Annotated in this window: 24 protein-coding genes and 5 tRNA genes; 15 read left to right on the top strand and 14 right to left on the bottom strand. The window is 56.0% G+C overall.

Annotated elements, in window-relative coordinates:
- The first annotated feature begins 85 nt into the window (after positions 1 to 85).
- Positions 86 to 265 (top strand): YodC family protein, encoded by a 180-nt coding sequence (locus E0L20_RS09805; RefSeq protein ID WP_131633787.1) that lies wholly within the window; start codon positions 86 to 88, stop codon positions 263 to 265.
- Between the two features lie 36 nt (positions 266 to 301).
- On the opposite strand, the gene stpA is transcribed toward E0L20_RS09805, so the two are convergent.
- Entirely contained in the window at positions 302 to 706 is a 405-nt protein-coding gene (stpA, locus tag E0L20_RS09800) for a DNA-binding protein StpA (RefSeq protein ID WP_131633786.1), read from the bottom strand.
- A gap of 495 nt (positions 707 to 1,201) precedes the next feature.
- On the opposite strand from stpA, the gene alaE reads away from it, so the two are divergent.
- Positions 1,202 to 1,651 carry an L-alanine exporter AlaE gene (alaE, locus tag E0L20_RS09795; RefSeq protein ID WP_131633785.1) on the top strand — a complete coding sequence of 150 codons (450 nt, stop codon included), beginning with the start codon at positions 1,202 to 1,204 and terminating at the stop codon, positions 1,649 to 1,651.
- A gap of 32 nt (positions 1,652 to 1,683) precedes the next feature.
- On the opposite strand, the gene E0L20_RS09790 is transcribed toward alaE, so the two are convergent.
- Positions 1,684 to 2,028 (bottom strand): DUF2002 family protein, encoded by a 345-nt coding sequence (locus E0L20_RS09790; RefSeq protein ID WP_023333165.1) that lies wholly within the window; start codon positions 2,026 to 2,028, stop codon positions 1,684 to 1,686.
- 158 nt (positions 2,029 to 2,186) lie between these two features.
- Between E0L20_RS09790 and E0L20_RS09785 the strand changes: the two genes are divergently transcribed.
- The 13 genes from E0L20_RS09785 (at position 2,187) to leuA (ending at position 17,128) form a co-directional block, all read left to right on the top strand.
- On the top strand, positions 2,187 to 2,513 hold the full coding sequence (locus tag E0L20_RS09785) for a DUF883 family protein (RefSeq protein ID WP_131633784.1): 327 nt from the start codon (positions 2,187 to 2,189) through the stop codon (positions 2,511 to 2,513).
- 243 nt (positions 2,514 to 2,756) lie between these two features.
- Entirely contained in the window at positions 2,757 to 2,996 is a 240-nt protein-coding gene (gene nrdH / locus E0L20_RS09780) for a glutaredoxin-like protein NrdH (RefSeq protein WP_131633783.1), read from the top strand.
- Positions 2,993 to 3,403, top strand: a complete 411-nt coding sequence (gene nrdI, locus E0L20_RS09775; RefSeq protein ID WP_131633782.1) for a class Ib ribonucleoside-diphosphate reductase assembly flavoprotein NrdI — start codon at positions 2,993 to 2,995, stop codon at positions 3,401 to 3,403. Before nrdH ends, nrdI begins: the two co-directional genes overlap by 4 nt.
- The gene (gene nrdE, locus E0L20_RS09770; RefSeq protein WP_131633781.1) at positions 3,376 to 5,520 is read left to right on the top strand and encodes a class 1b ribonucleoside-diphosphate reductase subunit alpha; all 2,145 of its coding nucleotides are present in this window, start codon (positions 3,376 to 3,378) and stop codon (positions 5,518 to 5,520) included. Before nrdI ends, nrdE begins: the two co-directional genes overlap by 28 nt.
- 9 nt (positions 5,521 to 5,529) lie before the next feature.
- Positions 5,530 to 6,489: a class 1b ribonucleoside-diphosphate reductase subunit beta gene (nrdF, locus tag E0L20_RS09765; protein WP_131633780.1), complete on the top strand. Its 960-nt coding sequence runs from the start codon at positions 5,530 to 5,532 to the stop codon at positions 6,487 to 6,489.
- A gap of 433 nt (positions 6,490 to 6,922) precedes the next feature.
- The gene (gene proV / locus E0L20_RS09760; RefSeq protein WP_131633779.1) at positions 6,923 to 8,134 is read left to right on the top strand and encodes a glycine betaine/L-proline ABC transporter ATP-binding protein ProV; all 1,212 of its coding nucleotides are present in this window, start codon (positions 6,923 to 6,925) and stop codon (positions 8,132 to 8,134) included.
- The gene (gene proW / locus E0L20_RS23865; RefSeq protein ID WP_165500701.1) at positions 8,118 to 9,182 is read left to right on the top strand and encodes a glycine betaine/L-proline ABC transporter permease ProW; all 1,065 of its coding nucleotides are present in this window, start codon (positions 8,118 to 8,120) and stop codon (positions 9,180 to 9,182) included. The genes proV and proW overlap by 17 nt, the downstream gene beginning before the upstream one ends.
- A 9-nt stretch (positions 9,183 to 9,191) precedes the next feature.
- Entirely contained in the window at positions 9,192 to 10,187 is a 996-nt protein-coding gene (gene proX / locus E0L20_RS23860) for a glycine betaine/L-proline ABC transporter substrate-binding protein ProX (RefSeq protein ID WP_165500700.1), read from the top strand.
- A 209-nt stretch (positions 10,188 to 10,396) separates the two neighbouring features.
- Positions 10,397 to 11,581 carry an MFS transporter gene (locus tag E0L20_RS09750; RefSeq protein ID WP_131633778.1) on the top strand — a complete coding sequence of 395 codons (1,185 nt, stop codon included), beginning with the start codon at positions 10,397 to 10,399 and terminating at the stop codon, positions 11,579 to 11,581.
- 313 nt (positions 11,582 to 11,894) lie between these two features.
- Positions 11,895 to 12,425 carry a transcriptional repressor MprA gene (gene mprA, locus E0L20_RS09745; RefSeq protein WP_131633777.1) on the top strand — a complete coding sequence of 177 codons (531 nt, stop codon included), beginning with the start codon at positions 11,895 to 11,897 and terminating at the stop codon, positions 12,423 to 12,425.
- A gap of 126 nt (positions 12,426 to 12,551) precedes the next feature.
- On the top strand, positions 12,552 to 13,724 hold the full coding sequence (emrA, locus tag E0L20_RS09740; protein WP_131633776.1) for a multidrug efflux MFS transporter periplasmic adaptor subunit EmrA: 1,173 nt from the start codon (positions 12,552 to 12,554) through the stop codon (positions 13,722 to 13,724).
- A gap of 16 nt (positions 13,725 to 13,740) precedes the next feature.
- Positions 13,741 to 15,288: a multidrug efflux MFS transporter permease subunit EmrB gene (emrB, locus tag E0L20_RS09735; protein WP_131633775.1), complete on the top strand. Its 1,548-nt coding sequence runs from the start codon at positions 13,741 to 13,743 to the stop codon at positions 15,286 to 15,288.
- Between the two features lie 184 nt (positions 15,289 to 15,472).
- Positions 15,473 to 17,128 (top strand): 2-isopropylmalate synthase, encoded by a 1,656-nt coding sequence (gene leuA, locus E0L20_RS09730; RefSeq protein WP_131633774.1) that lies wholly within the window; start codon positions 15,473 to 15,475, stop codon positions 17,126 to 17,128.
- Here leuA and E0L20_RS09725 read toward each other — a convergent pair.
- From E0L20_RS09725 to alaS, 12 genes are all read right to left on the bottom strand, one after another.
- Positions 17,115 to 17,879 (bottom strand): AraC family transcriptional regulator, encoded by a 765-nt coding sequence (locus E0L20_RS09725; protein WP_131633773.1) that lies wholly within the window; start codon positions 17,877 to 17,879, stop codon positions 17,115 to 17,117. The genes leuA and E0L20_RS09725 overlap by 14 nt on opposite strands.
- A 54-nt stretch (positions 17,880 to 17,933) precedes the next feature.
- The gene (luxS, locus tag E0L20_RS09720) at positions 17,934 to 18,449 is read right to left on the bottom strand and encodes an S-ribosylhomocysteine lyase (protein WP_119935962.1); all 516 of its coding nucleotides are present in this window, start codon (positions 18,447 to 18,449) and stop codon (positions 17,934 to 17,936) included.
- A 154-nt stretch (positions 18,450 to 18,603) separates the two neighbouring features.
- A complete protein-coding gene (gene gshA / locus E0L20_RS09715) occupies positions 18,604 to 20,148 on the bottom strand; it encodes a glutamate--cysteine ligase (protein WP_131633772.1) in 1,545 nt (514 codons plus the stop codon).
- An 83-nt stretch (positions 20,149 to 20,231) separates the two neighbouring features.
- Complete coding sequence (locus E0L20_RS09710; protein ID WP_008499541.1) at positions 20,232 to 20,660, bottom strand: YqaA family protein; 429 nt, start codon at positions 20,658 to 20,660, stop codon at positions 20,232 to 20,234.
- Positions 20,657 to 21,223, bottom strand: a complete 567-nt coding sequence (gene yqaB / locus E0L20_RS09705; protein ID WP_131633771.1) for a fructose-1-phosphate/6-phosphogluconate phosphatase — start codon at positions 21,221 to 21,223, stop codon at positions 20,657 to 20,659. The genes E0L20_RS09710 and yqaB overlap by 4 nt, the downstream gene beginning before the upstream one ends.
- 118 nt (positions 21,224 to 21,341) lie before the next feature.
- Positions 21,342 to 21,418 (bottom strand) — tRNA-Arg (locus E0L20_RS09700).
- A 28-nt stretch (positions 21,419 to 21,446) separates the two neighbouring features.
- Positions 21,447 to 21,523: transfer RNA gene (locus tag E0L20_RS09695), tRNA-Arg, on the bottom strand.
- Positions 21,524 to 21,552: 29 nt separating this feature from the next.
- Positions 21,553 to 21,629, bottom strand: a tRNA-Arg gene (locus E0L20_RS09690).
- Positions 21,630 to 21,693: 64 nt separating this feature from the next.
- Positions 21,694 to 21,770 (bottom strand) — tRNA-Arg (locus E0L20_RS09685).
- Positions 21,771 to 21,774: 4 nt separating this feature from the next.
- A tRNA-Ser gene (locus E0L20_RS09680) sits at positions 21,775 to 21,867 on the bottom strand.
- A gap of 342 nt (positions 21,868 to 22,209) precedes the next feature.
- Positions 22,210 to 22,395 (bottom strand): carbon storage regulator CsrA, encoded by a 186-nt coding sequence (gene csrA, locus E0L20_RS09675; protein ID WP_000906486.1) that lies wholly within the window; start codon positions 22,393 to 22,395, stop codon positions 22,210 to 22,212.
- 241 nt (positions 22,396 to 22,636) lie between these two features.
- Positions 22,637 to 25,264 (bottom strand): alanine--tRNA ligase, encoded by a 2,628-nt coding sequence (gene alaS / locus E0L20_RS09670; protein ID WP_131633770.1) that lies wholly within the window; start codon positions 25,262 to 25,264, stop codon positions 22,637 to 22,639.
- Between the last annotated feature and the right edge of the window lie 78 nt (positions 25,265 to 25,342).

Below are 25,342 nucleotides of genomic sequence, written 5' to 3'. Positions count from 1 at the left end.
CACTCAGGGGTAGAAACAGGAAATTCATTGTGCCCTGGACGCAGCGTGGGCTAAGGTGAAACGCACAAATCAATGAGGAGGTATTATGTTTTCTGTCGGTGATTATGTACAACCGCGTCAGGGCGGCCCAAAACTGAAAGTGCTCGAAGTGGACGGTGAGAACATTGTGGCGGTACAGGCCAGCAATGAGCAGGGCGAGAAATTTACGCTGAAAGCCGCAGACGTGACCTTATATACCGAAGCAGGTGATTTCGGCGTCTGCTAATAATATAACCGGGCGGCGCTCCGCCCGGCTTCTGGATTAGATCAGGAAATCATCCAGTGATTTGCCGTTTGCCAGCGCAGTGGCAATTGGCTTCGGCGTGCGGCCCTGACCGGTCCAGGTTTTCTCTTCGCCATTCACGTCGGTAAAGCGATATTTCGCCTCACGAACTTTGCGTTTTTTCGCTGGCTGACCCGCGATAGCGCGTTCTGAACCGAGCAAATCAGAAGGTGAAATACCATCGGCTTTCATCAGTTCCAGCAACGCATTAATTTTATCCTGCTGCTCAGCACGTTGTTTCTCGAATTCCGCCTGTTCGCTACGTTTCTCTTCGGCAACGATGCGGACTTTCTCCAGCATTTCCTCGAGCACGTCCAGGGATAATTCACGCGCCATCGCACGCAGAGTACGGATATTATTAAGATTCTGTAACGTCAAAGACATAATAATTGAAAACCTTTTCTTTGGGGTAAGTCGAAAAATCAACGGGTAGAATAATTGATTTCCCCGCCAATATCTACCCATCCACTCTTTTTGACAATATTGTAAGTATTTTAAAATATGAATTTTAAATATCTGAACAGGTGCCTGCATGTTTACCCGGGAATATATCCCCCATTTCAATATAAATGTTCACTTTTAAGCCAAACTGCAGAATGCTGTGCTTCAGGCCATAAGAGCCAAAATCGCACGCCATCCATAAAATTTAAGCTATTGATTTTGAATTACAAAACGGCGGTTAAGGAACATAATAACGAAGCGTGCAAAAATCGCACAATCATAGAGGATTTTGTGGACAAAAGGCGATTAAATAAAAATTAATCACTAGTTGTTAGTTTAAACGCAGAGAGATACGCTATGCACACAAAACAAACCAACCTAAAGCACTAATTTCTGCGGGCAAAACGTTACCCGTGTGTCTTCTCAAGGAGTTCAGACATGTTCTCACCGCAATCTCGCCTGCGCCACGCGGTAGCGGATACCTTCGCGATGGTTGTCTACTGTTCCGTCGTGAACATGCTGATTGAAATATTCCTCTCCGGAATGACCTTCGAGCAGTCGCTTTCTTCTCGCCTGGTCGCGATCCCGGTCAACATCATCATTGCCTGGCCTTACGGCTTATACCGCGATGCCGTGATGCGATTTGCGCGTCGTATTAGCCCCGCAGGCTGGGTGAAAAATCTGGCAGACGTGCTGGCGTACGTGACGTTTCAGTCACCGGTTTACGTCGCCATTCTGCTGGTCGTTGGCGCAGACTGGCATCAGATTGCCGCTGCGGTCAGCTCAAATATCGTGATTTCGATGTTGATGGGTGCGGTTTACGGCTATTTTCTCGACTACTGTCGTCGACTGTTCAAAGTCAGCCAGTACAGCCAGGCAAAAGCGTAATGTGAAGCGACTGGCCCAGGCCAGTCGCAAACCTACTGAACGTCGCCAAACAATCCCTTCAGGAATCGCTCCAGCGCCATACGCGAGCTGAAACCGTGCGGAATACCATAATGCTCATGCCTTTCACCGCCTAAATAGAGCGGAAATTGCTGATAATGATCGCAGGTTTTAATATCCGAGGCGGGCTCAGCAAATGACAAACTTCTGTCTTTCAGCGTCGGGTGAATAATGAGAGCGGTGCGCCCCATTCTTGCTTCACGGTTAACGTAAACATAATTCTCGCCACGGCGATATCCGTACGCTTTTGACGTTACCTCATCCATGGTGAATCCTTCTTTTTCAAGAACGCGCGCCACCTCATCGGGTCGTAAATACATATCTCTTCCTCATTATCATTCCTGCCCGGCAACCTTACAGTATTCAGCATTAGCAGGGCTTTCAGAATATTCCATAAACTGCCCGATAAGGCGTGACTCCCTTCAGATAATAAATTTCTGAACTACACTAAACGGGAACGCAAATTATGGAGGATCGTATGTTTAACAGACCGAACCGAAACGATATTAATGACGACGCTCAGGATATTCGTAATGATGTCAGTCAATTAGCGGACACCCTGGAAGATGTATTGAAATCCTGGGGAACCGACGCGAAGGATGATGCGGATGCCGCGAAACGTAAGGCTCAGTCTCTGCTGCGTGAAACGCGGGCCAGAATGAACGGCCGCTCGCGTACCACGCAGGCTGCCTGCGACATGGCGAGCTGCGCCACTACCTTCGTGCGCGAAAAACCGCTTTGCACGCTGGGCACGGTCGCGGCGGTCGGCATTTTCGTCGGCGCGCTGCTCAGCCTGCGCAAGTAAGCGCGGCCTGTCAGCCCCGGTAGCCTCTGGCGCCGGGGCTTTTCTTTGCCCGCTCGCCTGAAAATCCCGTACAGTCTGCCCTGCCCCGCCGTGCTCATCGCTGGGGCATAACCAATCTAAATTTCCCATATCTTGTATGGTTGAAACTTATCACAACTACATCTAGTATTCCCTTTAGCAAGATACACACAACCTGACGCGACAAATCGCGCCAGCCTTTCATTCTAAATGGAAATACGAATCATGAGCATTATTATTTACACTCGTAACGATTGTGTTCAGTGCCACGCCACCAAACGCGCGATGGAGAGCCGCGGCGTACGTTTTGAGATGGTGAATATCGACCTCGTTCCCGATGCTGCCGATACTCTGCGCGCGCAAGGCTTCCGCCAGCTGCCCGTCGTGGTTGCCGGGGAAACCAGCTGGTCTGGCTTCCGCCCGGACATGATCAACCGCCTCGCCGCTCAGGCCGCCAGTGCATGAGTGGGCTGGTCTACTTTTCCAGCAGCTCGGAAAACACGCTTCGCTTTATCGAGCGCGTCGGGCTGCCTGCAATCCGCATTCCGCTGAACGAGCGGGAGCGTATTCAGGTAGACGAACCCTTCATACTGGTCGTGCCCAGCTATGGCGGCGGCGGGACGGCGGGCGCGGTTCCCCGCCAGGTCATCCGCTTTCTGAACGATCCTCATAATCGACAGCTTATCCGCGGCGTGATTGCGGCGGGAAACCGCAATTTCGGCGATGCCTTTGGCCGCGCCGGGGATGTCATCTCTCAAAAATGCGGCGTGCCGTATCTCTATCGCTTCGAACTGATGGGGACACAGCAGGACGTAGAAAACGTGCGTAAAGGAGTGAACGAATTTTGGCAACGACAACCGCAGAACGTGTAATTCAGGCTGCGCCGGATTACCACGCGCTAAACGCGATGCTCAATCTGTACGATCGCGAGGGGCGAATTCAGTTTGGCAAAGACCACGAGGCGGTCGACGCGTTTTTTGCCGCTCACGTTCGCCCGAATACCGTAACGTTTGGCAGCCAGCAGGAGCGTCTCGACTATCTGGTAAAAGAGGGCTACTACGAAGAACGCGTGTTGACCCGCTACGATCGCGACTTTGTCGTGACGCTGTTTGAACGCGCGCACGCCAGCGGTTTCCGTTTCCAGACCTTCCTCGGCGCGTGGAAGTATTACACCAGCTATACCCTGAAAACCTTCGACGGCAAACGCTATTTAGAGAGCTTCGAGGATCGCACCGTGATGGTGGCGTTAACCCTGGCGCAGGGGGATGAAGCGCAGGCTGAACGCCTGATGGAGGAGATCCTCTCCGGTCGCTTCCAGCCCGCCACGCCGACCTTCCTCAACTGCGGCAAAGCCCAGCGCGGCGAGCTGGTTTCCTGCTTCCTGCTGCGCATCGAAGACAACATGGAGTCGATTGGCCGCGCGGTGAACTCGGCGCTGCAGCTCTCTAAGCGCGGCGGCGGCGTGGCGTTTCTGCTCTCGAACCTGCGCGAGGCGGGCGCGCCGATCAAGCGCATCGAAAACCAGTCCTCCGGCGTGATCCCGGTGATGAAGATGCTGGAAGATGCGTTTTCTTACGCCAACCAGCTGGGCGCGCGTCAGGGCGCGGGGGCCGTTTATCTGCACGCGCACCATCCGGATATTCTGCGTTTTCTGGATACCAAGCGCGAGAACGCCGACGAAAAAATCCGCATCAAAACCCTGTCGCTCGGCGTGACGATCCCCGATATCACCTTCCGGCTCGCCAAAGAGAATGCCGACATGGCGCTTTTTTCCCCTTATGACATCGAGCGAATTTACGGCAAAGCCTTTGGCGACGTGGCGATAAGCGAACTGTACGACGAGCTGGTGGCCGACGATCGCATTCGCAAGACGTACATTAACGCCCGCGACTTCTTCCAGACCCTGGCGGAAATTCAGTTTGAGTCCGGCTATCCGTACATCATGTACGAAGACACGGTGAACCGCGCGAACCCGATCGCCGGGCGCATCAACATGAGCAACCTGTGCTCGGAGATTTTGCAGGTTAACAGCGCGTCAACCTATGACGAAAACCTCGACTACGCGGATATCGGGAAAGATATCTCCTGCAACCTCGGGTCGCTGAATATTGCCCACACCATGGATTCACCCGACTTTGGCCGCACGGTAGAGACCGCCATCCGCGGGCTGACGGCGGTGTCCGACATGAGCCACATTCGCAGCGTGCCGTCCATTGAGGCGGGCAACGCCGCGTCCCACGCCATCGGGCTGGGGCAGATGAACCTGCACGGCTATCTGGCGCGGGAAGGCATTGCCTACGGCAGCCCGGAGGGGCTGGATTTCACCAACCTCTATTTCTACACCGTCACCTGGCACGCGCTTAATACGTCGATGATGCTGGCGCGCGAGCGTAACCAGCACTTCGCGGGCTTTGAGCAGTCGCGCTACGCCAGCGGGGAGTATTTCAGCCAGTACCTTGAAGGCGACTGGCAGCCGAAAACCGAAAAAGTGCGGGCCCTGTTCGCCCGCGCGGGGATAACCCTGCCGACGCGCGAGATGTGGCAGCAGCTGCGCGATGACGTGATGCGCTACGGCATCTACAACCAGAACCTGCAGGCGGTGCCGCCAACCGGCTCGATTTCCTACATCAACCACGCCACGTCGAGCATTCACCCGATCGTGTCAAAAATTGAAATCCGTAAGGAAGGCAAAACCGGGCGCGTTTACTACCCCGCCCCGTTTATGACCAATGAGAACCTGGCGCTCTATCAGGACGCGTATGAGATCGGCCCGGAAAAAATCATCGATACCTACGCGGAGGCAACGAAGCACGTGGATCAGGGGCTGTCGCTGACGCTCTTCTTCCCGGATACCGCCACCACCCGCGATATCAACAAGGCGCAGATTTATGCCTGGAAAAAAGGCATTAAGTCGCTGTACTACATTCGCCTGCGCCAGCTCGCGCTGGAAGGCACCGAAATTGAAGGCTGCGTGTCCTGCGCGCTGTAAGGAGAAAGGATGAAACTGTCACGCGTGAGTGCCGTTAACTGGAACAAAATTCAGGACGACAAAGACCTTGAGGTGTGGAACCGCCTGACCAGCAACTTCTGGCTGCCGGAAAAGGTGCCCCTTTCAAACGATATTCCGGCCTGGCAAACGCTGAGCCACGCCGAGCAGCAGCTGACGATCCGCGTTTTCACCGGCCTGACGCTGCTGGACACCATTCAAAACACCGTCGGCGCGCCTGCGCTGATGGCGGATGCGCTGACGCCGCACGAAGAAGCCGTGATGTCGAACATCAGCTTTATGGAGGCGGTCCATGCCCGCTCCTACAGCTCGATTTTCTCGACGCTGTGCCAGACCAAAGACGTGGACGCGGCCTACGCCTGGAGTGAAGAGAGCGCATCGCTGCAGCGCAAGGCCGATCTGGTGCTGGAGTACTACTGCGCCGACGAGCCGCTGAAGAAAAAGATCGCCAGCGTGTTTCTGGAATCTTTCCTCTTCTATTCCGGCTTCTGGCTGCCGATGTACTGGTCGAGCCGGGGCAAGCTCACCAACACCGCCGACCTGATCCGCCTCATCATCCGCGATGAAGCGGTACACGGGTATTACATTGGCTATAAGTATCAGAAAGGGCTGGAGAAAGTCAGCCCGGAAAAACGCGAGGAACTTAAAGGATTTGCCCTCGATTTGCTGATGGATCTCTACGACAACGAGCTGAGCTACACCGAGGAACTGTACGCCGGCAGCGGCTGGGAGGAGGACGTGAAAGCCTTCCTATGCTACAACGCCAACAAGGCGCTGATGAACCTGGGCTATGAGGCGCTGTTCCCGCCAGAAATGGCGGAAGTCAACCCGGCGATTCTGGCGGCGCTGTCGCCCAATGCCGACGAAAACCATGACTTCTTCTCCGGGTCCGGCTCGTCGTACGTAATGGGCAAGGCGGTGGAAACGGAAGATGAGGATTGGGATTTTTAATGTTTTCCCCTCCCCTCACCCCGCCCTCTCCCCAAAGGGGCGAGGGAGAAAAAACGGTACGGAGCGATCCCCTCTCCCCTCCGGGGAGAGGGATAGGGTGAGGGGAAAATAACGTTCATTAATTTAATATAAATCCCCGCATTATCCCCATAATATTTCCATGTCATCTACACTGTAATTTCCGCTTCATATTCACCTGAATCACGCCGATTCAGGTGATATTTCCCGATGCTGCGGTAAAAAATTCAGAAAAATTCAAACCACCCTCAGCCCTTTACTCATGGGTAATTCAGCCGTTTCGCTTGTGGCAAAATTCGCGCTTATGGCGGGCTCAGGGTTGTCTCAGATTCTCAGTATGTTAGGGTAATGCCAGTTAACTATTTACCATGGTAATCATATCGACATAAACAAATAACAGGACACTCTCTATTGCATGGCAATTAAATTAGAAGTGAAAAATCTTTATAAAGTATTTGGCGAGCATCCACAGCGCGCATTCAAATATATTGAGAAAGGCCTTTCGAAAGAGCAAATTCTGGAAAAAACCGGGCTATCGCTTGGCGTTAAAGACGCCAGTCTGGCCATTGAAGAAGGCGAGATTTTTGTCATCATGGGATTATCCGGCTCGGGTAAATCCACTATGGTTCGCCTTCTCAATCGCCTGATTGAACCCACCCGCGGACAGGTGCTGATTGACGGTGTGGATATCGCCAAAATATCGGCCGCAGAGCTTCGCGAGGTGCGCAGAAAAAAGATTGCAATGGTGTTTCAGTCATTCGCGCTGATGCCGCATCTGACGGTGCTGGACAATACCGCGTTTGGTATGGAATTAGCGGGCGTGCCTGCTCAGGAACGTCATGAAAAAGCGCTCGACGCGCTGCGTCAGGTAGGGCTTGAAAATTACGCTCACGGTTATCCGGATGAACTTTCTGGCGGTATGCGCCAGCGCGTGGGATTAGCCCGTGCATTAGCCATTAATCCAGACATATTATTAATGGATGAAGCCTTCTCCGCCCTCGACCCATTAATTCGCACCGAGATGCAGGATGAACTGGTAAAATTACAGGCAAAACATCAGCGCACCGTTGTCTTTATTTCCCACGATCTGGATGAAGCCATGCGTATTGGCGATCGTATTGCCATTATGCAAAACGGTGAAGTCGTGCAGGTGGGGACACCGGATGAAATTCTGAATAATCCGGCGAATGATTATGTCCGCACCTTCTTCCGCGGCGTGGATATTAGTCAGGTCTTTAGCGCTAAAGATATTGCCCGTCGTTCCCCGAACGGCATTATTCGTAAAACGCCAGGCTTCGGCCCGCGCTCCGCGCTTAAGCTGCTGCAGGATGAAGACCGTGAATACGGTTATCTGGTCGAACGCGGCAATAAGTTTGTCGGCATTGTCTCCATCGACTCCCTGAAAACCGCTCTGGGCGAAAATCAGGGGATCGATGCGGCGTTAATCGACGCTCCGCTTGCCGTGGACGCCGAAACGCCGCTCAGCGAGTTGCTCTCACACGTGGGCCAGGCGCCGTGCGCCGTACCGGTCGTCGGTGAGGAACAACAGTACGTCGGCATCATCTCAAAACGGATGCTGCTGCAGGCTTTAGATCGCGAGGGGGCACACAATGACCGATCAATCTAACCCGTGGGGAACCACTGAAGCAGCGGACAGCGCTGCGCAATCTGCCGACGCGTGGGGTTCCACGCCTGCTCCTGCCGATGGCGGCGGTGCAGCTGACTGGCTCAACAGCGCGCCTGCGCCTGCGCCAGAACACTTCAACATTATGGACCCGTTCCACAAGACGCTGATCCCGCTGGACAGCTGGGTCACGGAGGGGATCGACTGGGTGGTCACCCACTTCCGTCCGGTCTTCCAGGGCATCCGCGTCCCGGTGGATTACATCCTCAACGGCTTCCAGCAGCTGATGCTGGGCATGCCGGCCCCGGTCGCCATCATCCTGTTCTCCCTGATCGCCTGGCAGATCGGCAGCGCGGGCATGGGGATCGCCACGCTGATCTCCCTGATTGCCATCGGCGCGATTGGCGCGTGGTCGCAGGCAATGATCACCCTGGCGCTGGTGCTGACCGCCCTGCTCTTCTGCGTGGTGATAGGCCTGCCGATGGGGATCTGGCTGGCGCGCAGCCCGCGGGCGGCGAAGATTATTCGCCCGCTGCTGGATGCGATGCAGACCACGCCAGCGTTCGTCTACCTGGTGCCTATCGTGATGCTGTTCGGCATCGGCAACGTGCCGGGCGTGGTGGTGACCATTATCTTCGCCCTGCCGCCGATTATTCGTCTGACCATTCTGGGGATTAACCAGGTACCTGCGGATCTGATCGAAGCGTCGCGCTCGTTCGGTGCTAGCCCGCGCCAGATGCTGTTTAAAGTTCAGCTTCCGCTGGCAATGCCAACCATCATGGCGGGCGTAAACCAGACGCTGATGCTGGCCCTGTCGATGGTGGTGATCGCTTCGATGATTGCCGTTGGCGGCCTGGGTCAGATGGTGCTGCGCGGCATTGGCCGTCTCGACATGGGGCTGGCCACCGTCGGCGGCGTCGGCATTGTGATCCTCGCCATTATTCTTGACCGCCTGACGCAGGCTGTCGGTCGTGATTCACGCAGTCGCGGCAACCGTCGCTGGTATACCACCGGCCCTGTCGGGTTACTCACCCGCCCATTCATAAAATAAGGAACAACGATGCGACATAGCGTACTTTTTGCCTCAGCGTTTGCGACCCTTGTCTCCACCAGCACCTTTGCGGCCGAGCTGCCGGGTAAAGGCATTACCGTTCAGCCGGTGCAGAGCACCATTTCGGAAGAGAGTTTCCAGACTCAGATCGTCAGCCGCGCGCTGGAGAAGCTGGGCTATACGGTGAATACCGCCAGCGAAGTGGACTACAACGTGGGCTATACCTCGATTGCCTCCGGTGACGCCACCTTTACCGCCGTGAACTGGCAGCCGCTGCACGACGACATGTATGCCGCCGCCGGGGGCGACAAGAAATTCTATCGCGAAGGCACCTTCGTGACCGGTGCGGCGCAGGGTTATCTGATCGACAAGAAAACCGCCGATAAGTATCACATCACCAATATTGAACAGCTGAAAGATCCGAAGATCGCCAAACTGTTCGACACCAACGGCGACGGCAAGGCCGACATGATGGGCTGCTCGCCGGGCTGGGGCTGCGAAGCGGTGATTAACCACCAGAACAAAGCGTTCGATCTGGCGAAAACGGTCGACGTGAGCCACGGCAACTACTCCGCGATGATGGCCGATACCATTGCCCGCTTCAAAGAGGGCAAGCCGGTTATCTACTACACCTGGACCCCGTACTGGGTGAGCGACGTGCTGAAGCCGGGTAAAGACGTGGTGTGGCTGCAGGTGCCGTTCTCCTCCCTGCCGGGCGAGCAGAAGGATATCGACACTAAGCTGCCGAACGGCATGAACTATGGCTTCCCGGTGAACACGATGCATATCGTGGCCAACAAAGCCTGGGCGGAGAAAAACCCGGCCGCGGCGAAGCTGTTCTCGGTAATGAAGCTGCCGCTGGCGGACATCAACGCCCAGAACGCCATGATGCACGAGGGCAAATCGTCTGAGGCGGATGTGAAAGGCCACGTTGACGGCTGGATCAAAGCCCACCAGCAGCTGTTTGACGGCTGGGTGAAAGAGGCGCTTGCGGCGCAGAAGTAAAAATACTACCCCTCACCCTGCCCTCTCCCCAAAGGGGAGAGGGTGTATAAAATCCCCTCTCCCCTTTGGGGAGAGGGATAGGGTGAGGGGATCAAACCGCACCCAACCTAAACCGCACAATCCAGCACGTAACAATCCCCCAACGTTCACAATCATTGGTTATTATGTTTCCGGAAAAATAATCACTTAACTTACGATCCCTGAACATAATGACTAAAACCACTCACGGGCTTAGCCCGGCACTGATTCTTTTAATGTCCGTGGCAACGGGTCTGGCGGTCGCCAGCAACTATTATGCGCAACCTCTTCTCGACACCATCGCCCGCGCGTTCAATCTCTCCGCCAGCTCCGCCGGTTTTATCGTCACCGCTGCACAGCTTGGCTATGCCGCAGGGCTGCTGTTCCTGGTGCCGCTCGGCGATATGTTTGAGCGCCGGATGCTGATTGTCTCAATGACCTTACTGGCCGCGGGCGGGATGCTGATCACCGCCAGCAGCCAGTCGCTGACGATGATGATTATCGGCACCGCGCTGACGGGGCTGTTCTCCGTCGTCGCGCAAATTCTGGTGCCGCTGGCGGCAACGCTCGCCGCGCCGGAAAAACGCGGCAAGGTGGTGGGCACCATCATGAGCGGGCTGCTGCTGGGGATCTTACTGGCGCGTACCGTTGCCGGACTGCTGGCAAGCCTGGGCGGCTGGCGCACCGTTTACTGGGTGGCGAGCGTGCTGATGGTCGTCATGGCGCTGGCGCTGTGGCGCGGCCTGCCGAAAGTGAAGCATGAAAACCACCTGAACTATCCGCAGCTTCTGGCTTCCGTATTCAGCCTGTTCACGCAGGATAAACTGCTGCGTACCCGCGCACTGCTTGGCTGTTTAACCTTCGCCAACTTCAGCATTCTCTGGACGTCGATGGCCTTTTTGCTGGCCTCCCCGCCGTTCAACTATTCCGAAGGGGTGATTGGCCTGTTTGGCCTGGCAGGTGCCGCAGGCGCGCTGGGCGCGCGTCCGGCCGGTGGGCTGGCCGATAAAGGCAAATCACACATGACCACCTCCGCAGGGCTGGTCTTACTTCTTCTTTCATGGGCAGCGATCTGGTACGGACATGCCTCCGTACTGGCGCTGATCGTCGGGATTCTGGTGCTCGACCTCACCGTGCAGGGCGTACATATCACCAACCAGACCGTTATCTACCGCGTGAAGCCGGACGCGCGTAACCGTTTGACCGCCGGTTACATGACCAGCTACTTCATCGGCGGGGCGGCGGGCTCATTAATATCAGCCTCGGCATGGCAGCATGCGGGCTGGGCAGGCGTGTGTTCGATTGGAGCCATCGTCGCCGCGCTGAACCTGCTTGTATGGTGGCGTGGCTATCATCGCCAGGAGGCGATTCACTAAGATTTACATTGCTTTGGACCTCTTGGGGTGTAAAGGGGTCCTGCATCTGTTAATGTAAACGCAATCATTTATCCCAGAAATTTTAATGTGGGTGACATATTTAGTACCGGCATGAATAGTTCAGACCCCCATCCTCACCTCCTCTCTTCTATGGGTTCACTCCCTACGCTTTCTGTGCTCACCGGGTCACGGACTTACCCGGCGCTTTCTGATGGTGACATACATTTGGCGGATATAACCGCACAAATAATTCATTTACATTATTTGTCACTGTCGTTACTATATCGGCTGTAATTAATGAGGTTATGCCCAAATGGATAGTTCGTTTACGCCCATTGAACAAATGCTTAAATTCCGCGCCAGTCGTCACGAGGAGTTCCCGTATCAGGAAATCCTGCTGACCCGCCTGTGCATGCACATGCAGGGGAAACTGCTGGACAACCGTAATAAGATGCTGAAAGCTCAAGGGATTAACGAGACGTTATTTATGGCGTTGATTACCCTGGAGTCTCAGGAGAACCACAGCATTCAGCCGTCTGAGCTGAGCTGCGCGCTGGGTTCATCCCGCACTAACGCGACCCGTATCGCGGATGAGCTGGAAAAACGCGGCTGGATTGAGCGCCGTGAAAGCGACAACGATCGCCGCTGCCTGCACCTGCAGCTGACCGACAAAGGTCACGAATTCCTGCGTGAGGTATTACCGCCTCAGCACAACTGTCTGCACCAACTCTGGTCTGTTCTCAGCACCGCCGAGCGCGACCAGCTTGAGCACATCACTCGCAAGCTGCTGACCCGTCTGGATCAGATGGATGAAGACGGCGTTATTCTTGAGGCGCTGCGCTAACGCGACGACACTCTCGACAATCCAGATTTATAAGAAAACCGACAGGCCAGCACGTCACACTGCTGGCCTTTCTGACAACAGGTCGGCTCAGCCGATGTGAAAATAAGAAGATCGTGGAGAACAACAATGAGCGCAAATGCGGAGAACACAACCCCGCAGCAACCGGTCAACAAGAAAGGCAAACGTAAGAGCGCCCTTCTTCTGCTGACCTTGCTCTTTATTATTATTGCCGTGGCATATGGGATCTATTGGTTTTTAGTATTGCGTCATGCTGAAGAGACAGACGATGCATACGTGGCAGGGAACCAGGTACAAATTATGGCGCAGGTGTCGGGCAGCGTGACGAAAGTCTGGGCTGACAATACCGACTTTGTGCAAAAAGGCGATGTGCTGGTCACGCTCGATCCGACGGACGCCCAGCAGGCGTTTGAAAAAGCACAGACGGAGCTGGCGTCCAGCGTTCGTCAAACCCGCCAGCTGATGATTAACAGTAAACAGCTTCAGGCCAGCATCGACGTGCAGAAAACCGCACTGGCGCAGGCGCAGAGCGACCTGAATCGTCGTGTTCCTCTGGGCACCGCTAACCTGATTGGCCGTGAAGAGCTGCAGCACGCACGCGATGCCGTTGCCAGCGCGCAGGCACAGCTGGACGTTGCGATCCAGCAGTACAATGCGAATCAGGCGATGGTGCTGGGCACAAGCCTTGAAAACCAGCCTGCCGTTAAGCAGGCCGCGACCGAAGTGCGTAACGCATGGCTTGCCCTGCAGCGTACCAAAATCGTCAGCCCGATGACCGGCTACGTCTCGCGCCGTTCCGTACAGCCTGGCGCGCAGATTAGCACCACCACGCCGCTGATGGCGGTCGTTCCGGCGAACAACCTGTGGGTAGATGCTAACTTCAAAGAGACGCAGCTGGCCCATATGCGCATTGGCCAGACCGCGACCGTGGTCAGCGACATCTACGGTGACGACGTGAAGTACACCGGTAAAGTGGTGGGTCTGGACATGGGGACCGGCAGCGCCTTTTCCCTGCTGCCCGCGCAGAACGCCACCGGTAACTGGATCAAAGTAGTACAGCGCCTGCCCGTGCGTATTGAGCTGGATGAAAAACAGCTTGCTGACCATCCGCTGCGTATTGGTCTTTCCACGCTGGTGACGGTAGATACCGCCAACCGCGACGGTCAGATCCTCGCAAGCCAGGTCCGCAGCAGCCCGGCTTATGAAAGTAACGCCCGTGAAATTAGCCTCGATCCGGTCAACAAGCTGATCGATGACATCGTGAAGGCAAACGCCGGTTAATCCGAAGGTGAGCGTTATGCAACAGCAAAAGCCGCAAAAACCGCTGGAAGGGGCGCAGCTGGTCATCATGACCATTGCGCTCTCGCTGGCGACATTCATGCAGGTGCTGGACTCCACCATCGCAAACGTGGCGATCCCGACCATCGCCGGTAACCTTGGCTCGTCGTTGAGCCAGGGGACCTGGGTCATTACCTCGTTCGGGGTGGCGAACGCCATCTCTATTCCGATTACCGGCTGGCTGGCAAAGCGCGTCGGTGAAGTGAAGTTGTTCCTCTGGTCAACCATCGCCTTCGTCATCGCCTCCTGGGCGTGCGGCATGTCCACCAGCCTGACGATGCTGATTTTCTTCCGCGTCATTCAGGGGATTGTCGCCGGGCCGTTGATTCCGCTGTCGCAGAGTTTGCTGCTGAACAACTACCCGCCCGCCAAACGCTCTATCGCGCTGGCGCTGTGGTCGATGACCGTGATTGTCGCGCCGATTTGCGGGCCTATCTTAGGCGGCTACATCAGCGACAACTATCACTGGGGCTGGATCTTCTTCATCAACGTGCCGATTGGCGCCATCGTGGTCATGATGACGCTGCAGTCGCTGCGCGGCCGGGAAACGCGAACGGAACAGCGGCGTATCGACGCCATTGGTCTGGCCCTGCTGGTTGTCGGCATCGGTAGCCTGCAGGTCATGCTCGACCAGGGCAAAGAGCTGGACTGGTTCAACTCGCGGGAGATCATCATCCTGACCATTGTCGCGGTGGTGTCGCTGAGCTTCCTGATCGTCTGGGAGCTGACGGACGATAACCCGATAGTCGACCTGTCGCTGTTTAAGTCGCGAAACTTCACCATCGGCTGTCTGTGTATCAGCCTCGCCTACATGCTTTACTTCGGCGCGATTGTACTGCTGCCGCAGCTGTTGCAGGAGGTATACGGCTATACCGCAACCTGGGCAGGCTTAGCCTCGGCGCCGGTTGGATTGATTCCGGTTCTGCTGTCGCCGATTATTGGCCGCTTCGCCCACAAGCTCGACATGCGCAGGCTGGTGACGTTCAGCTTTATCATGTACGCCGTGTGCTTCTACTGGCGCGCGTATACGTTTGAACCGGGAATGGACTTTGGCGCGTCCGCGTGGCCGCAGTTTATTCAGGGCTTTGCCGTGGCGTGTTTCTTTATGCCGCTGACGACCATCACGCTTTCCGGCTTGCCGCCCGAGCGCATGGCGGCGGCATCCAGCCTGTCGAACTTTACGCGAACGCTGGCGGGCTCGATCGGTACGTCGATCACCACCACCCTGTGGACCAACCGTGAATCGATGCACCATGCCCAGCTGACCGAAGCGGTGAATCCGTTCAACCCGAACTCTCAGCAGATGTACAACCAGCTGCAGGGAATGGGGATGACGGAGCAGCAGGCGTCAGGGTGGATTGCCCAGCAGATCACCAACCAGGGGCTGATTATCTCGGCAAACGAGATTTTCTGGATATCGGCGGGGATCTTCCTCGTCCTCCTGGGGCTGGTGTGGTTTGCTAAACCCCCGTTTGGTGCCGGCAGCGGGGGCGGTGGCGCGCACTAGTCCTGTGCGACGGTTGCCCGGTGGCGCTGCGCTTACCGGGCCTACGAACGTAGGCCGGATAAGGCGTAGCCGCCATCCGGCAAAAAACCGCACCGTGTCCAAAACGCAACAGCGATTGTCATTTCCGATAAAGCAGCGCTTCTGAAATCGATTCACGATAGTGAAAAGACAACAGGAGCGCATCATGCTGAATACACCCGCCGACAAATACCAACCTTATCCCGTCATGTCTCTGCCCGACCGCCGCTGGCCGGAGCAGCGCATCACCCGCGCGCCGCGCTGGCTTTCAACCGATCTGCGCGACGGCAACCAGGCGCTTGCCGAGCCGATGGACAGCGCGCGCAAGCTGCAGTTCTGGGACCTGCTGATCGGCTGCGGATTCAAAGAGATCGAGGTCGCTTTTCCTTCCGCCTCGCTGACGGACTTCAACTTTGTTCGCCAGCTGATTGAAGAGAACCGCATTCCGGATGACGTCACGATTCAGGTGCTGACCCAGGCGCGGGAAGATCTTATTCATCGCACTTTCGAATCACTGCGCGGCGCGAAACAGGCCACCGTGCACCTCTATAACGCTACCGCCCCGCTGTTCCGCCGCCTGGTGTTCGGCATGGAGAAAGCGCAGATCGTCGAGCTGGCCACGCGCTCCACGCGCCTCATCCGCCAGCTGTGCGAAGAGAACCCGGACACCCGCTGGCAGTATGAGTATTCACCGGAGACCTTCTGCTTTACCGAACCGGAGTTTGCGCTGGAGATTTGTGAGGCGGTGGCAGAAATCTGGCAGCCGTGCGCCGAGCGTCCGATGGTAATCAACCTGCCCGCCACCGTCGAGGTGAGCACGCCAAACGTCTATGCCGATCAGATCGAGTATTTCTGCCGCCACTTCAGCCGCCGCGCCGACGTCTGCATCAGCGTGCATCCGCATAACGACCGCGGAACCGGCGTGGCCAGCGCCGAGCTGGCCGTGATGGCAGGCGCAGACCGCGTGGAGGGCTGCCTGTTTGGCAACGGGGAGCGCACGGGCAACGTCTGCCTGGTGACGCTGGCAATGAATCTCTACAGCCAGGGCGTTAGCCCAAATCTGGACTTCAGCGACATGAACCGGGTGGTGGAAGTGGTGGAAGCCTGCAACCAGCTGCCGGTGCATCCGCGCCATCCGTGGGCGGGTCGGCTGGCCTATACCGCCTTCTCCGGCTCACACCAGGACGCGATCAAAAAAGGCTTTGATGCCCGCAGGCCTGGCGAGCGCTGGGAGATGCCCTATCTGCCCGTCGATCCGCAGGATATCGGCTGCACCTACGAAGCGGTGATCCGCGTGAACAGCCAGTCAGGGAAAAGCGGCAGCGCGTGGCTTATCGAGCAAAACCACGGACTGAAGCTGCCCCGCGCCCTGCAGCAGGACTTTAGCCAGCACGTGCAGCAGGAAACCGATAGCCACGGGAAAGAGATGACGCAGAATGCGCTCTGGCAGCTGTTCCGCGCTCGCTACGGGCTGGTGGCGACGCCGCAGTTTGCGCTGCAATCCTACCGCAGCGACAGCCAGCAGGACGGCCAGTTGCGCTTAACGGCAAGCGTTGCCACGCAGGGGGGAACGCGCCAGCTGGAGGGTCAGGGCAACGGGCTGCTCTCTGCCGCCGCTCACGGCCTGAGCCGCTGGGTTAACGCCCCGTTTGTGATTAAGGACTATCACGAGCATACGCTGGGCGAGCGCAGCGATAGCCGCTCGGTGGCCTATATCCGCTGCCTGTTCCAGGACGGCAGCAGCCGCTGGGGCGTGGGCATTGACAGCGACGTGGCGCGCGCGTCGATTCAGGCGCTGTTTAACGCCGTCAGTCGTTCTTAAAGTAATCGCTGGGGGAAATGCCCATCACCCGGCGAAACATTGCCGTGAACGCGCTGTGGCTGCCGTAGCCCAGATCAAGCGCCACGCGCAGCACCGGCTGGCCCTGCGCCAGCCGCACTAAGGCTTCCAGCAGGCGCGCCCTTCTCACCCACTCGCTGTAGCTTAATCCGGTCTGCTGCTGAAAATGGCGGTTCAGGGTGCGTTCGCTCATTCCCATCATGCTCGCGGCCTGCGTGCTGCTCCAGCTCTCCCCTGCGGTCTGGCGGATGTGACGACAAAGATGACGCAATGCTTCACTTTCCGGCTCCGGTAGGTGAAACGGCAGCACCGGCATGATGCGAATTTCATCGAGGATCAGCTCATACACCCGTTCATCGCGGCTGCCGGGCGAGTAAGATGCCGGGAGCGTCAGGCTGGTGAGGATCAGCTCGCGCAACAGGGGTGAGATCTGCACGATCTGACAGGTCGCCGGGAGATCGGCGCGCGCCAGCGGATCGATAAACAGCGTACGGGCGGCAACGTTGCCGGTGATGCGAAGGGAGTGCGGCGTCCCTGCCGGTAGCCAGACGCCGCGCCCGGGCGGCACCACCCAGCAGCCGGATGCGGTATCAACCCGCACCACGCCGCTCAGGCTGTGCAGCAGCTGCGCGCAGTCGTGCTGGTGCCACGGCTCGCTGTCGCCATGAACGTAATCATGGGCGAACGGAACGAGGGGGCGATGGGTAAAGGAGAAAGTTGAGGTTGTGGTCATGGGGTTAAACCACCCTCACCCTACCCTCTCCCTGTGGGAGAGGGAAAAGGTGCACTAGATGTGCAGTTCCTGCAGTTTTTCTTTTGGCAGGGCCAGCTCGTCGTTGCTGTTCACGCGAACGTCACGCTCGATGATGTGACGCGCGATCTCCTGCGCTTCTTCCAGAGAGTGCATCTGGTAAGTCCCGCACTGGTAAACGTTCAGCTCAGGGATCTGGTTCTGCTCTTTCACCTTCAGCACGTCCTGCATCGCCGCTTTCCACGCGTCCGCAACGCGCGTCTCATCAGGCACACCAATCAGGCTCATGTAGAAGCCGGTACGGCAGCCCATCGGGGAGATGTCGATAATCTCAACGCCGTTGCCGTTCAGGTGATCGCGCATGAAACCCGCGAACAGGTGCTCCAGCGTGTGAATACCTTTTTCCGGCATCACTTCTTTGTTCGGCACGCAGAAGCGCAGATCGAAAACGGTGATCGTGTCGCCGTGCGGGGTGTGCATGGTCTTCGCGACACGGACTGCAGGTGCTTCCATACGGGTATGGTCGACAGTAAAGCTATCTAATAACGGCATACGTCACCTCCGACAGTGATTTTTTTTAAAATAAACTGAACTCTTCTACAGAATGCGCGTCTGAGTATATGAAAGACGCGCATTTGTTATCATCATCCCTGAATTCAGAGATGTATATTTTGGCCACAGCGATGTGGCCTTTTTCTTTTTCAGCTCAAGACTGCTTCGCCAGAAACGCCTCAAACGACTCTGTATCCGCCGCTTCGACCTCTTTCTGACGCACGACGGACGCATCGCGTTCCGCCACAAAATCCGCTTCGCTCAGTACGTCCAACGGCTCCTGCATCAGCATCTCACGATACTCTGCGCCGAGCGCCCGACCCGTACCGCCAATGCCCTGTTCAAGCATAGAACGCAGAATACGCGCGGAGAACGTCAGTTCCGGGTTATCAAAGCTCTCGACCAGCTGGTCGCACACGTCCTGATACGCTTCACCGCCGTACACGCTGTCCATCGTCTGCGCGACGCGCTTCAGATCGCGGAACAGATCTTTGCCCACCTTAGCCACCGGGAATTGCGCCGTTTCGCAGCCAATACCCAGCGTCAGGCCCGGTTTGCGACCTTCCAGAATCACACGATTCCAGTTGGTGCGCGTGCAGAGCAGTTCATCTGCGCTCATCTCCGGCGCATCCGCCAGCACGCACCAGACCATAAACAGATCAAGGAAACGCACCTGCTGCTCGTCAACGCCAATCGGTGAGAACGGGTTGATGTCCAGCGATCGCACTTCAATGTACTCAATCCCGCCGCGCTGCAGCGCGTCCGACGGCGTTTCGCCGCTGCGGGTTACGCGCTTCGGACGAATTGGCGCATACAGTTCGTTTTCAATTTGCAGCACGTTGCTGTTGATTTGCAGGCGCTTACCGTCTTTTTCGAGGCCGATTTTCTCGTACTCTTCCGACGGGGTTTTGATCGCCCGCTTCAATCCTGCCACATATTCGTGCAATTCGTTAAACGTAATACCGAGATTGCTTTGCGATTTATTGGTATAGCCAAGGTCGCTCAGGCGCAGAGAGGTTGCGTAGGGCAGATAGTACATCCCGCACTCGGTTTTCTCGAACGGCAGCGTGGTCGGTTTCCCCTGCAGAAAAGAAGAGCAGATCGCCGGTGACGCGCCAAATAGATACGGGATCACCCAGCCAAAACGGTAATAGTTGCGGATCAAACGGAAATAACCCGCAGAGATCGCCTCTTTATCCGTTTCACCGCACTTTGCCTGCCAGAACGCCATCGGCAGTGAGAAATTGTAGTGCACGCCAGAGATAGTCTGCATCAGCGCACCGTAGCGGTTTTTTAGCCCTTCACGGTAAAGCGTTTTCAGACAACCAATATTTGACGTGCCGTACTGCGCAAGTTCGATATCCTGACCCTGCTCGATATAGCACGGCATGCTCAGCGGCCACATGCGCTCATCGCCCAGATTACGGGCGGTGAAGCGATGAACGTCCCGCAGGATCGTCAGCATACGATCAATATCACCCTCTACCGGCGTGATGAACTCCAGCAGCGCTTCGGCGAAATCGGTTGTGATCCATTTATGTGTCAGCGCCGAGCCTAACGCCTTCGGATGACCCGTTGTCGCTAAGCTGCCATCCGCGTTTACGCGCAGCGTTTCGCGCTCAAGGCCACGCTGAATCCCCTTCAGTGCCTGAGGGTGATTTTCCAGCCAGGCCAGCGCCTGTGATACGTCCGGGATCAAATTGACCTCCCGCCTGTCAAAGTAATGTTACTCAGCATAATTGTAATGGTTGACGATTGAAGGTCGCGTATTCATTCCACCAATTAGTGCCACCACGTCATACCCTGCAGCGTTGCCCACGCCACGAGAACATAGCGCAACGCCTTGCCAAGGCACAAAAAAAAGAGCACTGGTCCCCAGGAGATGCGCATCCATCCCGCCAGCAGACACAGTAAATCACCTATTACAGGCATCCAGCTTAATAACAGCGTGGCAGCGCCATAGCGTTTTAGCCAGCCGACTGCCTTTTCCTGCCAGCGCGATTTTTCGCGGAGCGGAAAGAAACGCCCAAGAATAACGTTAGTCAGCCCTCCAAGGCTATTACCCATTGTTGCTATTAACACTAGCAACCAGGGCTGACTCACGCCGGACAACAGCATCGCCACCAGCACCACTTCCGAATTTCCCGGTAAGAGCGTGGCGCTTAAAAAACTGCTGGCGAATAATGAGGCAAGTGACAGCGCGTCACTCACAGTAAGCGAACGTCCACCGCAGCCATTCCGGCATCATGCGCGGCCTGAATACCAAAATCGGCATCTTCAAACACAACGCATTTTGCCGCAGGTACGCCCATGAGTTCTGCACAAAGCAGGAAGGTGTCCGGTGCGGGTTTGTGATGTTTAACGTGATCGGCAGCAACCACGGCCGAAAAATAGTGGCGCAGGCCAAGATGGTTGAGCAATGCTTCTGCAATCGCGCTTTCACTGCCCGTCCCCACCGACATTGGACGGCGTCCATGCCACTCTTTTACCACATCAATGAGTGGCAAAGGGCGAACGGTGTCTAAAAGCATCGCTTTTACCGCATCGGTTTTTTCACGCGCGAGAAGGTGCGGGTCGAGATCGGCCTGATTGAGTTCAATCACGGCCTGAGCAATACGCCAGGTTGGCGAGCCGTTGAGGGTAATCATCGCCTGAAGATCGAAACGCATACCGTAACGGCTCAGGACGTCAGTCCAGGCTTTACGATGCGTGGGTTCGGTATCCAGGATGGTGCCATCCATATCGAAGATCAAACCGTCATACTGTGCGTACATCGTGCTCTCGCTAACCGATTAACAAAGCATTACTTTATCGTAAAAGGGGGTTTTTGTCGCTGGCAGAGAAAGAGATTACTGACGGAACGTCGAAGGAATAAACAAAGGGAGGAGAAGATGGTGCATCCGGGAGGATTCGAACCTCCGACCGCTCGGTTCGTAGCCGAGTACTCTATCCAGCTGAGCTACGGATGCATCAGGGTACTACTTTTAGAAATAATAATGGTGCATCCGGGAGGATTCGAACCTCCGACCGCTCGGTTCGTAGCCGAGTACTCTATCCAGCTGAGCTACGGATGCATCAGGGTACTGCTTTCAGAAATAGTAAATGGTGCATCCGGGAGGATTCGAACCTCCGACCGCTCGGTTCGTAGCCGAGTACTCTATCCAGCTGAGCTACGGATGCATCGGGATTTACTACTGTACTACACGATACTCATATCACTTCGAAAGCAATATGAAGTAATAGATGGTGCATCCGGGAGGATTCGAACCTCCGACCGCTCGGTTCGTAGCCGAGTACTCTATCCAGCTGAGCTACGGATGCAAAATGGCGGTGAGGCGGGGATTCGAACCCCGGATGCAGCTTTTGACCGCATACTCCCTTAGCAGGGGAGCGCCTTCAGCCTCTCGGCCACCTCACCACACAACGCCTCTTTCGAGTGCTTCGAGTAACTCGTTAAGAGCTTCTCGTCGCTGCGTGGCGCATATATTACTTTCTGGGACTTATAAGTCAAACAATTTTCCAAAAGCTTTTATCGTTTGCACAAATCACACGCAATTCGCATGTAAAAGCCGCAAAGAGGGTGTTTTATAAGCGGATTTTGCAGGCATCTTTACAGAAAACCTATGCAGAAATGGCGGCGTAAGGACGAGTTAAGGATAACGGAGTGGTTAAAAACAGAGCGATTGAAATTAAACGGTAACGTTAAGCAGGAAAAATGGCGGGAGGGTTGCGTCTCGCCCGACAGCGAGACGCGACAATATCAGTAACTGGACTGCTGGGATTTTTCAGCCTGGATACGCTGGTAGATCTCTTCACGGTGGACAGATACTTCTTTAGGAGCGTTAACACCAATACGTACCTGGTTACCCTTTACCCCTAAAACTGTCACGGTGACCTCATCCCCAATCATGAGGGTCTCACCAACTCGACGAGTCAGAATCAGCATTCTTTGCTCCTTGAAAGATTAAAAGAGTCGGGTCTCTTGTATCCCGGCATTATCCATCATATAACGCCAAAAAGTAAGCGATGACAAACACGTAAAGTGTAAGCAGTCACGGCATCACATTCTGTTAAACGTAAGTTTAGCCGATATACACAAACTCAACCTGACTTTATCATTATCGATAGCGCAGTGAACAAGACGCCATAACGTTGCCGCTATGGCGTCTGCTTGTGCTTTGTAGTTATTACAGTTTCGCGCTTACCCAGCTTTCAACGCTGGCCAATGCCGCGGGAAGTGCCGCCGCATCCGTACCACCGGCTTGCGCCATGTCCGGACGACCGCCACCTTTGCCACCCACCTGCTGGGCGACCATACCAATAAGTTCCCCTGCTTTAACGCGATCGGTCACATCCTTAGAGACCCCCGCAATCAGAGAAACCTTACCTTCTGCCACCGTCGCCAGCACGATAACCGTAGAACCAAGCTGGTTCTTCAGATCGTCGACCATAGTACGCAGCATCTTAGGCTCCACGCCCGCCAGATCGCTGACCAGCAGTTTGACGCCCTTAATATCTACTGCTTTGCTGGAGAGGCTTGCGCTCTCCTGCGCTGCAGCCTGTTCTTTCAACTGCTGCAGCTCTTTTTCCAGCTGACGGGTACGATCCAGCGCAACGCGCACTTTCTCGCCCAGGTTCTGGCTATCGCCTTTCAGCAGCTGCGCGATATCGTGCAGCTGGTCGCTCTGCGCATGCAGGCTGGCAATCGCACCTTCACCGGTTACCGCTTCGATACGACGCACGCCCGCCGCCGTACCAGACTCGGAAACGATGCGGAACAGACCGATGTCACCGGTGCGCGAAGCGTGCGTACCGCCGCACAGCTCGGTAGAGAAGTCACCCATGCTCAGCACGCGAACGCGCTCGTCATACTTCTCGCCAAACAGCGCCATCGCACCTTTTTTCTTCGCGTCCTCGAGCTCCATGATGTGGGTCTCGATTGGCAGGTTACGACGGATCTGCGCGTTCACCAGATCTTCCACCGCGCGGATTTCAGACGGCTTCATCGCTTCAAAATGCGAGAAGTCGAAACGCAGGACCTTATCGTTAACCAGAGAACCCTTCTGAGCAACGTGTGTACCCAGTACGTCGCGCAGGGCAGCGTGCATCAGGTGGGTTGCAGAGTGGTTCAGACGAATGCGCGCGCGGCGAGCTTCATCAACGTTAGCCTGTACGCCCTCGCCCACTTTCAGAGAACCGGAAACCAGTTTGCCCTGGTGACCAATCGCCTGACCGTATTTCTGAGTATCGCTGACGCTGAAGCTAAAGCCGTTGCCTTTCAGCTCGCCTTTATCGCCAACCTGGCCGCCAGATTCCGCATAGAACGGCGTTTTGTCCAGAATGACGACGGCTTCCTGACCCGCGCTGATGCTGTCTACGGCCTTACCGTCAACAAACAGCGCGGTCACTTTACCGGTCAGCTCCAGCGCGTCATAACCCTTGAATTCTGATGCGCTATCAACGCGGATCATCGCGTTGTAGTCTGCGCCAAAACCGCTGGATTCACGCGCGCGACGGCGCTGCTCTTCCATCGCGGCTTCGAAGCCCGCTTCGTCAACTTTGATGTTGCGCTCGCGGCAAACGTCCGCCGTCAGGTCAACCGGGAAGCCGTAGGTGTCGTACAGGCGGAAAGCGGTTTCGCCATCCAGCGTGTCGCCCTTGAGCTTAGACAGTTCGTCGTCCAGCAGCGCCAGACCGCGCTCAAGCGTACGCGCAAACTGCTCTTCTTCGGTTTTCAGAACCTGTTCCACCTGCGCCTGCTGGCGTTTCAGTTCGTCACCGGCAGCACCCATCACGCCAATCAGTGGCCCAACGAGTTTATAGAAGAAGGTGTCCTTCGCGCCCAGCATGTTGCCGTGACGGATGGCACGACGAATGATACGACGCAGCACGTAGCCACGGTTTTCATTCGACGGGATAACGCCGTCGGCAATCAGGAACGCACAGGAACGGATATGGTCTGCAATAACGCGCAGCGATTTGTTGCTGAGATCGGTCGCACCGGTCACTTCCGCGACGGACGCGATCAGCGTGCGGAACAGGTCGATGTCGTAGTTGGAATTCACGTGCTGCAGAACGGCCGCGATACGCTCCAGGCCCATACCGGTATCAACAGACGGTTTCGGCAGCGGCTCCATGGTACCGTCAGCCTGACGGTTGAACTGCATGAAGACGATGTTCCAGATCTCAATGTAGCGATCGCCATCTTCTTCAGCGCTTCCCGGAGGGCCGCCCCAGATGTGGTCGCCGTGATCGTAGAAGATTTCGGTGCACGGACCGCACGGACCGGTGTCGCCCATCTGCCAGAAGTTATCAGACGCGTAAGGCGCGCCTTTGTTATCGCCGATGCGAATAATACGCTCGCGCGGGATCCCAACTTCTTTTTCCCAGATGTCGAAGGCTTCGTCATCGGTTTCGTAGACGGTCACCCACAGACGCTCTTTCGGCAGGTTGAACCAGTTTTCACCGGTCAGCAGTTCCCATGCGTACTGAATAGCGTCGTGTTTGAAATAGTCGCCGAAGCTGAAGTTACCCAGCATTTCGAAGAAGGTGTGGTGGCGCGCGGTGTAACCGACGTTTTCCAGGTCGTTGTGTTTACCGCCCGCACGTACGCAACGCTGTGAGGTTGTGGCGCGGGAATAATTACGCTTGTCGAGACCAAGGAATACATCCTTGAACTGGTTCATCCCGGCGTTGGTAAACAGCAGAGTCGGGTCATTGTTCGGTACCAGGGAGCTGCTGGCAACAACCTGGTGTCCCTTACTATGGAAAAAGTCGAGAAACGCCTGACGGATCTCAGCGGTGCTCTTGCTCATAATTATCCTGAAATCAAGCTAACGAAATGTCGTAGCAGGTCCGTATCTGTAAACAGTTGGACGGACCAGCTACTGGAA

This window comes from Enterobacter wuhouensis, assembly GCF_004331265.1.
Taxonomy (GTDB): domain Bacteria; phylum Pseudomonadota; class Gammaproteobacteria; order Enterobacterales; family Enterobacteriaceae; genus Enterobacter; species Enterobacter wuhouensis.
This window is presented reverse-complemented; position numbering and strand designations above follow the sequence as displayed.